Origin of the sequence: Pannonibacter carbonis, from assembly GCF_003012935.1 — a bacterium.
GTDB lineage: Bacteria > Pseudomonadota > Alphaproteobacteria > Rhizobiales > Stappiaceae > Pannonibacter > Pannonibacter carbonis.
Map to the genome: position 1 here is coordinate 451,885 of NZ_PUDR01000002.1, position 7,860 is coordinate 459,744.

Sequence of the window (7,860 nt, forward strand, 5' to 3'; positions counted from 1 at the left end):
ACCCTCGCAACTTTAACAGGAGTGTATCGGTTGCAGGGGCGAAGGGAAGCGCAAATCTTTGACCGTCGCATTTCCGCCAGCCTTGCATGGCACCACGCGCGTGGGATAGTCGGGGATGTCTTGCGACATGGGTCCCGGGACCCTCGTTCGGCAGTAGTGAGTCCATGAAAGAGGCGCAGAAAATCCGGCGACGCTATCGCCCGCTTGACCGGTTTCGCGCCTCCATGCGCGCCGACAAGCGCAAGCTGATCTGGGGGGATGCGGCGCCGCCCGAGCCGGATCCCGCGCCCCGCCGCAAGCGCCGCTGGGATGTTCGCCGGCTGGTACTGCTGGGTTTGCCGCCTCTGATCCTTCTGGGAACGGCTGTTGTCGCCTTGGGTGTTTACACCGACTGGCGCTTTGCATTCGCTACGGCTCAGCTTCATACCCCGCTGGCACTGCCTGATGATCCGCTGGCGCCGCTTCCTGGCAATGTGCAGGCCCTGTTGGTGGCGCCGGAGCCGGAGCTGCCGGCAGCGCTTAAGTTGAGTTTTATCGGGCTGCCGACGGAACTGTGCATTGAGCTTGCGCTGCTGGGGCTTCCCAATACGGGATGGAGTGCCGCACCGTTTCAGACCGACCGGTGGCAATGCAGCTCCGAGCTCGTTCCGGTCGGTGCCCAGGATGGCAGTTCGGAGCCCACTACGCTGTTTTTCCTCATGCGTGGCACAGTGGACCGGGTGGATTTTCTGCGGCTGAAACTCAATGCCGCCAACCCGCGCACCGCATCGGAAGGCCTTGCGCTGGCACGCAAGGTTCTGGACTCCCTGTCGCGTCGCTACGCCTGGGAGTTTCCTACGCCCGTTCTCCGCGCCATCTCGAATATGCGTAGCATCGATGTTACGGAGCGCGGCGTGCGTTTTCGGGTTTCACCGGAGGATCCCAACCTCACAGGGGATCTGTCAGCGCGCGACAGGCTGAATGTGATCATCGAGTTCTCGCCGCCGGATCACATCCGTCCGGCCCGCTTCGAAGGCGGGAATACCCGTGCACCAGCATCTCCTCCCTTGGCGGATCTCGCCCCGGAGGGACCCGGCCAACCGAAGGCCTTTGGTCCGATCGAGTTTAAGCCCCTTGTCGCCTTTCCGCCGGAGGGAGGCACTGAACAGTCCGATGAGACGCCAGGTCTGCCACCGCTCGACACCGCCTATCCACCACTCGTCGGGATTCCGCCGGACGGCAGCGAGCCGCCGTCCCCAACCGATGGCTCGGCGCTGGTCAGTCCGCCGGCAGCGGAATGAACTCGCTCTCGTCGCCTGGCACGATGTCAAAGCGGCCGCGGCGCCAGTCTTCCTTGGCCTGCTCGATCCGCTCCTTTGACGAGGAGACGAAGTTCCACCAGATGTAGCGCCGGCCATCCATCGGCGCGCCGCCCAGCAGCATGAACCGCGCCGGGCCGGCCGCCGTCGCCCGGATCTCCAGCCGGTCGCCCGGCTTGAACACCAGAAGCTGCGCCGGGCCAAAGGTCTGGCCAGCGATCTCGATCTCGCCGTCTACGGTGTATAGTGCCCGTTCCTCATGGCTGGCGTCGAGCGGGATGCGGCTACCTGCTTCCAGTGCAACATCGGCGTAGAACAACTCGCTCGCCGTGCGGGCCGGCGAGGTCTCGCCATAGAGGGAGCCCGCGATCAGCCGCACTGTAGCGCCCTGGTCGTTCAGGAGCGGCAGCCGGTCAGCGCCGTAATGGGCAAAGTCGGGCTCCGTTTCCTCCAGATGCGCGGGCAGGGCAACCCAGCTCTGGATGCCGAACAGGGTGCGTGGAGCCAGCTTGCGTTCGGCCCGTTCCCGCTCGGAGTGAACAATGCCGCGTCCGGCCGACATCCAGTTCAGCTCGCCCGGCGTGATCAGCTGGTCGGACCCGAGGCTGTCGCGGTGATAGATCTCGCCGTCGAAGAGATAGGTGACGGTGGCAAGGCCGATGTGCGGATGCGGCCGGACATCAACGCCGCCGCCGACCAGCAGTTCTGCGGGGCCCATCTGGTCGAAAAAGATGAAGGGGCCGACCATGCGCCGCCGCGACGAGGGCAGGGCGCGGCGCACTTCAAAGCCGCCGAGATCCGACGTGCGCGGCATGATGATCGTGTCGATCGGATCACAGCTCGCCGCATCGCCAGGAATGGGATCGGGTGCAGTCAGCCAGCTCATTGTGTCTCTCCTCTCGAAGCGTCCATCGAGTGTCAATTTCACCTCCAAGGTGGCGCGCCTGAGCCTGACTGTCTATTGAACAGTGTGTTTCCCATCGCATCCTCTGAGAGTTCCAATGCAACGCGTGATGATCGTCGGTGGTCCCGGTTCAGGTAAAAGCACACTGGCCCGGGAGCTGGGAGAGCGGACCGGGCTGCCGGTGTTTCATATGGACCAGATCCATTGGCAACCGGGCTGGGTGGAACGCAGCAAGGAAGAGAAGGACCGCCTGAGCAGCGAGGTCCACCGGCAGGACCGCTGGATCTTCGAGGGCGGGCATTCGCGCACCTATCCCGAACGGATCGCCCGGGCCGACACCTTCATCTGGCTGGATGTGCCCGTGATCTTGCGCACAATTCGCGTGCTGCGGCGCAGCTGGGTCTATCGCGGCCAGAGCCGGCCGGACCTGCCGGAGAGCTGTCCGGAGCAGTTCAACGGCCGGACGGTCGAGTTCCTGAAGTTCATCTGGGACACGCGGCATTCGTCGCGGGCGAAGCTTCTCGAGGTGTGGCAATCGCCGCCAGTGCACCTGACCCTGCACCGCTTCACCCGCCTGAAGGAGGTCCGGCAGTTTCTGGCCTCGCTCGAAAAAGAACAGCGCGGACAGATGGTTATAGGAACATCGCCCGGTCGCGGGTGACGAGATCGCGCAGGAAATCCTGCACCGCCGCCACATGGCGCAGCGGCCGCGAGCTTTCGTGCGTCACCATCCAGTAGGCCCGGGTCAGCCGGATCTGCGGCAGGACCGGCACGAGGGTGGGGTCCTTGCGGGCAATGAAGGCATGCAGGATGCCGATGCCGGCCCCGGACCGCACCGCTTCGGTCTGGCCGAGCGCCGAGGCGATCTCGAACCGGGCCGACCAGTCGCGGACGATCTCGGCGCCATAATTGAGCGAGGGCGAATAGAGCAGGTCCTCGACATAGCCGACGAGATCATGGTCGCGCAGCTCCGAGGTCTGGCCGGGGAGCCCGCGTCTTTCGACGTAAGCCCTTGAGGCATAAAGGCCGAGCGCATAGTCGACGAGCTTGGCCGCGACCAGGCGCCCGGTGTCGGGCCGGTCGATTGTCACCGCGATGTCTGCCTCGCGCCGCGACAGGGAGAAGGAGCGCGGCACCGGCACCAGTTGGATCGTCAGGCCGGGATGGCGGGCGGTCAGTTCGCCGAGGCGCGGGGCGAGGAAGGCAACGCCGAAGCCGTCGGGCGCGCCGATGCGGACCGTGCCGGAGACGTCGATCTCCGTGTCGGTCAGGTCCGAGCGGGCGGCCTGGAACTCCGCTTCCATGCGTTCGGCCGACTGGAGAAAGCGTTCGCCGGCGACCGTCAGGCTGCAGCCGGTGGTGCCGCGTTCGACCAGAGGGGTCTTCAGCGCCTCTTCCAGCGCGGTCAGGCGGCGGGCGACGGTGGCGTGGTTGAGGCCGAGACGGCGCGCCGCGCCCAGGATCTGGCCGCTGCGGGCGATGGCGAGAAACACCCGAATGTCATCCCAATCCACGACAAACTCCGGTCATTGCAGGACAATTTGCGACACAGCCGCGATGCGGCGGCCTGTTCCGGTTTGCACTATAATTCACGCACAACGGATGCGGAAACTGCGCCGTTGTCTTTGCAAAAAGAAAGGCGCAAGACAAGACCCAGGCGAACAACGGGACCCAACTGAGGACCCGGCTCGCGCTCAGGAGGAAGCCCATGAAGAAGATCGGACATTTCATCGGCGGCAAGCACGTCGAAGGCACGTCGGGCCGTTTTGCCGACGTCTACAACCCGGCCACCGGTGAAGTGCAGGCGCAGGTCGCGCTCGCAACCAAGGCCGAGATGCGCGCCGCCGTCGAGAACGCCGCCAGCGCCCAGCCGGCCTGGGCCGCCCAGAACCCGCAAAAGCGCGCCCGCGTGCTGATGAAGTTCGTCGACCTCCTGCACCGCGACATGGACAAGCTGGCCGAGGCCCTGTCCCGCGAGCATGGCAAGACCATTCCGGACGCCAAGGGCGACGTGATCCGCGGCCTGGAAGTGGCCGAGTTCTGCATCGGCGTGCCGCACCTGATGAAGGGCGAGTTCACCGAAGGCGCCGGCCCGGGCATTGACATGTACTCCATGCGCCAGGCGCTGGGCGTCGTGGCCGGCATCACCCCGTTCAACTTCCCGGCGATGATCCCGATGTGGAAGTTCTGCCCGGCCATCGCCGCCGGCAACGCCTTCATCCTGAAGCCGTCCGAGCGTGACCCGTCCGTGCCGATGATGCTGGCCGAGCTGATGCTGGAAGCTGGCCTGCCGGCTGGTATCCTCAACGTCGTCAACGGCGACAAGGACAGCGTCGACGCCATCCTCGATGACGAGATCATCCAGGCCGTCGGCTTCGTCGGTTCCACCGCCATCGCGCAGTATGTCTACTCGCGCGGTTGTGCAGCCGGCAAGCGCGTGCAGTGCTTCGGCGGTGCCAAGAACCACATGATCATCATGCCGGATGCCGACATGGACCAGGCCGTCGACGCCCTGATCGGCGCCGGTTACGGTGCGGCCGGCGAGCGCTGCATGGCGATCTCGGTCGCCGTCCCGGTCGGCGAGGACACCGCCAACCGCCTGATCGAGAAGCTGGCCCCGCGCGTCGAGAGCCTGAAGATCGGACCTTACACCGCCGGCAATGACGTCGACTTCGGTCCGCTCGTGACCAAGGACGCCTACACCCGCGTCAAGGGCTTGGTCGACAAGGGTGTCGAGCAGGGCGCCAAGCTCGTGGTCGATGGCCGTAACTTCAAGATGCAGGGCTATGAGAACGGCTACTTCATCGGCGGCTGCCTGTTCGACAACGTCACCAAGGAGATGGACATCTACAAGACCGAAATCTTCGGTCCGGTCCTCTCGGTGGTGCGTGCCAAGACCTACGAGGAAGCCATCGACCTGCCGATGAGCCACGAGTATGGCAACGGCGCGGCGATCTTCACCCGTGACGGCGATGCCGCCCGCGACTTCTCGACCCGCATCAACATCGGCATGGTCGGCATCAACGTTCCGATCCCGGTTCCGCTCGCCTACCACACCTTCGGCGGCTGGAAGAAGTCCGGCTTCGGCGACCTGAACCAGCACGGCCCGGACGCCTTCAAGTTCTACACCCGCACCAAGACGGTCACCTCGCGCTGGCCGTCGGGCATCAAGAACGGCGCCGAATTCGTCATCCCGACGATGCGCTGAACCCGTCTTCCAAGATGTGCAAAGGGCGGCCACTGGCCGCCCTTTGTTGGTTTTCGCCTCGCGTTGGGGATCTCTGTCCACGCGGCGTCACTCCGGCCGAGCAGCGCGAGAGCCGGCCAACTCGCTTGCAGAGCCTCGCAACAGAGTTTTGCACAGCCCGCAAGCCAGGCCGATCAGCCCGCCGTCTCGATCACCAGATGCGGCTGGCCGTTCGAGGTGCGCTGGGGGGAGGTGCCGTTCTCGTCCACCGTCGCCCGGATGCGGCGGCGGAAGGCGGAGAAGCTGTCGAAGGTGACCACGTCGACCGGTTCGTCGAAATGGATCTCCAGCTTGTAGCGTCCCGAATTGCCGAGGCTCGAAACGGCAAGGACCTCACCGGTAAAGGGCTGGCCGAGATAGTGCCCGCCGACCCTCGCCCCCACCTGCAGGAAGGCGCGATTGGTCGCCGGCCGCGGTGCGGATTGCGGCATGGCCGGGGTCCTCGCGGCAAGCGTGTTCCAGTCGCGCGCGCCATGAGCTTCGGCGATGAGTTCGAGGGCGCGCGAATGGGAAATGGGCGTGCCCTGGCTGGCCATGGCGCTGCGCAACCGCTTCGCCTGGGCCTTGTAGTCCCCGGTGGTTCCCGGGCCTGTCATGTCAGTCATCTTGATTGCCTTCATCAGCATCAGCATGCGTGAAAGCCACGGGTACTCGCGTTGCCATGTGCGCATGCGCTGGTCAGGCATATGCTGTCACGAGGACTTCACCACGGGTCTCCCCTGCGAGCGGCCGGCGCCTCGAACCGAACGCAGATGTGGGCCGTGCGCCGGGGGATGTCAAGGGCGGGTGGTTCGGAGTTCGATCGGTGACGCAGTTGGAGAGACGCTGACACTCGAACCCAAACAGGATTCAATGCAACCACAAACCCGAGCCGCCTGAACGCACTTCAAAACGCGGCGTTGTCAGGTGAATACCGTCTTTTTACATACAGAACACTCGCTCTGTGTAGTTAATGCATGGGCCCGACCTATTCATCAACGTAATTATTCACTTAATAAAACACGCGATGTTGGTGAAATTTGCTATCTCTCAGCTACGCGCGTCAAGAAGGAATGAAAACTTATCAAGACACCCTTCGTCTTGCGCATCGGAAAGAAACTGATCACATGCTTGATTCATGCGCTGGAAAATCCACTCATTGAAATCATAGTTGACTTCAAATATTTCCTTTGAACAATCAAAAAATCCAGAAACAATTTTACCGTCTTCATCTAAAATGTCATGAAATTTTCGGTCCTTACCCTCATGCGACCTCCAGCTCAAACCTAGCACGAGACCTGCTGTCGGCGCATAGATTGGGAATTCATGACCAGACGGCACACTGATGTCGATCGGTATGTTGAAATAGTCGAGCAGGCTCTCAGGTGTTAGTCCAGATCTCACACCGGGCACATAGAATCTGCCGCCAAACACATTAAAACCATTTATTGATGAGTATATTTTACAGACCAGATCACGATCTGACCGCCAGGAGTAATTGTATATGTATTCAAAATTCGGCTCTTGGAGCGGAGAATTGACAGCTACCAGGTACTTGGGGCCCAGGTATATATTCTCGTTCCGAATGCAAACCCATCCTAATTTTGTTTCTTCGTAATCCCTGCGCCACGCATTTCCTAGGCCACGCTTAACGCTACCAATAATATCCATCACACATACCTCGACGACGCGACACCAAGTTTCCGACTCATATCCAAGAGGATACGGCTGCCGCGAGGCAGAGGGACGACAGAAAGTTTCTGGCGTTGCGGTTAAAACGAGTAGCGATCTTGCGGAACTCGTTAAGCCTGCCGATCATCCTCTCTATGATGTTTCCATCCTTGTAAAGGCACGGCGAGAAACAGTTTTTCTGTTTGCGTGTCTTGCAAGTTACCCGTTTTAAAGGGGCTTCAACGATGGCGCTGGATTACGTCAGTGCTCGATCTACTGCTTGAAGTTACAATCGCAAATTTATATAAGGATTTTTGCCAGAAGGATGGTCCTAACGATTTCAAGTGCTGTTTTCGTGCTGCGTTGATTGTGTTCCTTTAAGAATTTAAAGGGCGAAATTTGAGCCGGAAGTTATTCCAAAAAATGTTAGTTCGAGCGCGGTCTGATCAAGCAAGGACAGATCAGTGCCATATTGTGCGCTGCGAAGTATACCCAGTTTTATCGTCAGACGAGTTATCCGAAACGTAAGCGATGTTGTATCCTCACCTTCCGCTCGGTTGTGAGCCATGCGATTGCGCAGTGATTGATGTCAGTGCGGGAGTTTGTCCATGGACGCTCCAATGGAGCTTCTCATAAATGGGGCGAGGCGGCGTCGCAATCGGCAATGGCCCGATGATGTGAAGGCGCGGATTGTCGCCGAGACACTGCGGCCGGGAGCGAGTGTAAGTGCAGTTGCGACGCGGCATGGGCTGAAGGCCAAC

General features: G+C 61.6%; 8 protein-coding genes and 1 pseudogene. 4 read left to right on the top strand and 5 right to left on the bottom strand.

Annotated features, from left to right (window positions below; all coding sequences use genetic code 11):
* Positions 1-164 precede the first annotated feature (164 nt).
* Positions 165-1,280 carry a DUF6030 family protein gene (locus tag C8348_RS04275; protein WP_106752006.1) on the top strand — a complete coding sequence of 372 codons (1,116 nt, stop codon included), beginning with the start codon at positions 165-167 and terminating at the stop codon, positions 1,278-1,280.
* Here the strand turns inward: C8348_RS04275 and C8348_RS04280 are convergent.
* Complete coding sequence (locus C8348_RS04280) at positions 1,258-2,184, bottom strand: pirin family protein (RefSeq protein ID WP_106752007.1); 927 nt, start codon at positions 2,182-2,184, stop codon at positions 1,258-1,260. The two genes, C8348_RS04275 and C8348_RS04280, sit on opposite strands and share 23 nt — an antisense overlap.
* Before the next feature lie 115 nt (positions 2,185-2,299).
* On the opposite strand from C8348_RS04280, the gene C8348_RS04285 reads away from it, so the two are divergent.
* Entirely contained in the window at positions 2,300-2,863 is a 564-nt protein-coding gene (locus C8348_RS04285) for an AAA family ATPase (protein WP_106752008.1), read from the top strand.
* Here C8348_RS04285 and C8348_RS04290 read toward each other — a convergent pair.
* Entirely contained in the window at positions 2,835-3,716 is an 882-nt protein-coding gene (locus C8348_RS04290) for a LysR family transcriptional regulator (RefSeq protein WP_106752009.1), read from the bottom strand. The two genes, C8348_RS04285 and C8348_RS04290, sit on opposite strands and share 29 nt — an antisense overlap.
* A gap of 194 nt (positions 3,717-3,910) precedes the next feature.
* Between C8348_RS04290 and C8348_RS04295 the strand changes: the two genes are divergently transcribed.
* Positions 3,911-5,410: a CoA-acylating methylmalonate-semialdehyde dehydrogenase gene (locus C8348_RS04295; protein WP_106752010.1), complete on the top strand. Its 1,500-nt coding sequence runs from the start codon at positions 3,911-3,913 to the stop codon at positions 5,408-5,410.
* Between the two features lie 173 nt (positions 5,411-5,583).
* Here the strand turns inward: C8348_RS04295 and C8348_RS04300 are convergent, their stop codons facing one another.
* The 3 genes and pseudogenes from C8348_RS04300 to C8348_RS04305 form a co-directional block, all read right to left on the bottom strand.
* Complete coding sequence (locus C8348_RS04300) at positions 5,584-6,045, bottom strand: glyoxalase superfamily protein (protein ID WP_106752063.1); 462 nt, start codon at positions 6,043-6,045, stop codon at positions 5,584-5,586.
* Positions 6,046-6,478: 433 nt separating this feature from the next.
* The gene (locus C8348_RS21890; protein WP_157950377.1) at positions 6,479-7,099 is read right to left on the bottom strand and encodes a hypothetical protein; all 621 of its coding nucleotides are present in this window, start codon (positions 7,097-7,099) and stop codon (positions 6,479-6,481) included.
* A 37-nt stretch (positions 7,100-7,136) separates the two neighbouring features.
* Positions 7,137-7,307, bottom strand: a pseudogene (locus C8348_RS04305) (IS5/IS1182 family transposase); the annotation flags it as partial.
* Between the two features lie 400 nt (positions 7,308-7,707).
* On the opposite strand from C8348_RS04305, the gene C8348_RS04310 reads away from it, so the two are divergent.
* Positions 7,708-7,860: transposase (locus C8348_RS04310; protein ID WP_157950378.1), on the top strand; the 153-nt coding region annotated here is incomplete at its 3' end.

What these genes read in the sequence shown, in the direction of transcription:
- C8348_RS21890 (WP_157950377.1), bottom strand. Translation starts at nt 7,099, where the DNA reads ATGGATATTATTGGTAGCGTTAAGCGTGGCCTAGGAAATGCGTGGCGC.
- C8348_RS04295 (WP_106752010.1), top strand. Translation starts at nt 3,911, where the DNA reads ATGAAGAAGATCGGACATTTCATCGGCGGCAAGCACGTCGAAGGCACG.
- C8348_RS04300 (WP_106752063.1), bottom strand. Translation starts at nt 6,045, where the DNA reads ATGACAGGCCCGGGAACCACCGGGGACTACAAGGCCCAGGCGAAGCGG.
- C8348_RS04275 (WP_106752006.1), top strand. Translation starts at nt 165, where the DNA reads ATGAAAGAGGCGCAGAAAATCCGGCGACGCTATCGCCCGCTTGACCGG.
- C8348_RS04280 (WP_106752007.1), bottom strand. Translation starts at nt 2,184, where the DNA reads ATGAGCTGGCTGACTGCACCCGATCCCATTCCTGGCGATGCGGCGAGC.
- C8348_RS04285 (WP_106752008.1), top strand. Translation starts at nt 2,300, where the DNA reads ATGCAACGCGTGATGATCGTCGGTGGTCCCGGTTCAGGTAAAAGCACA.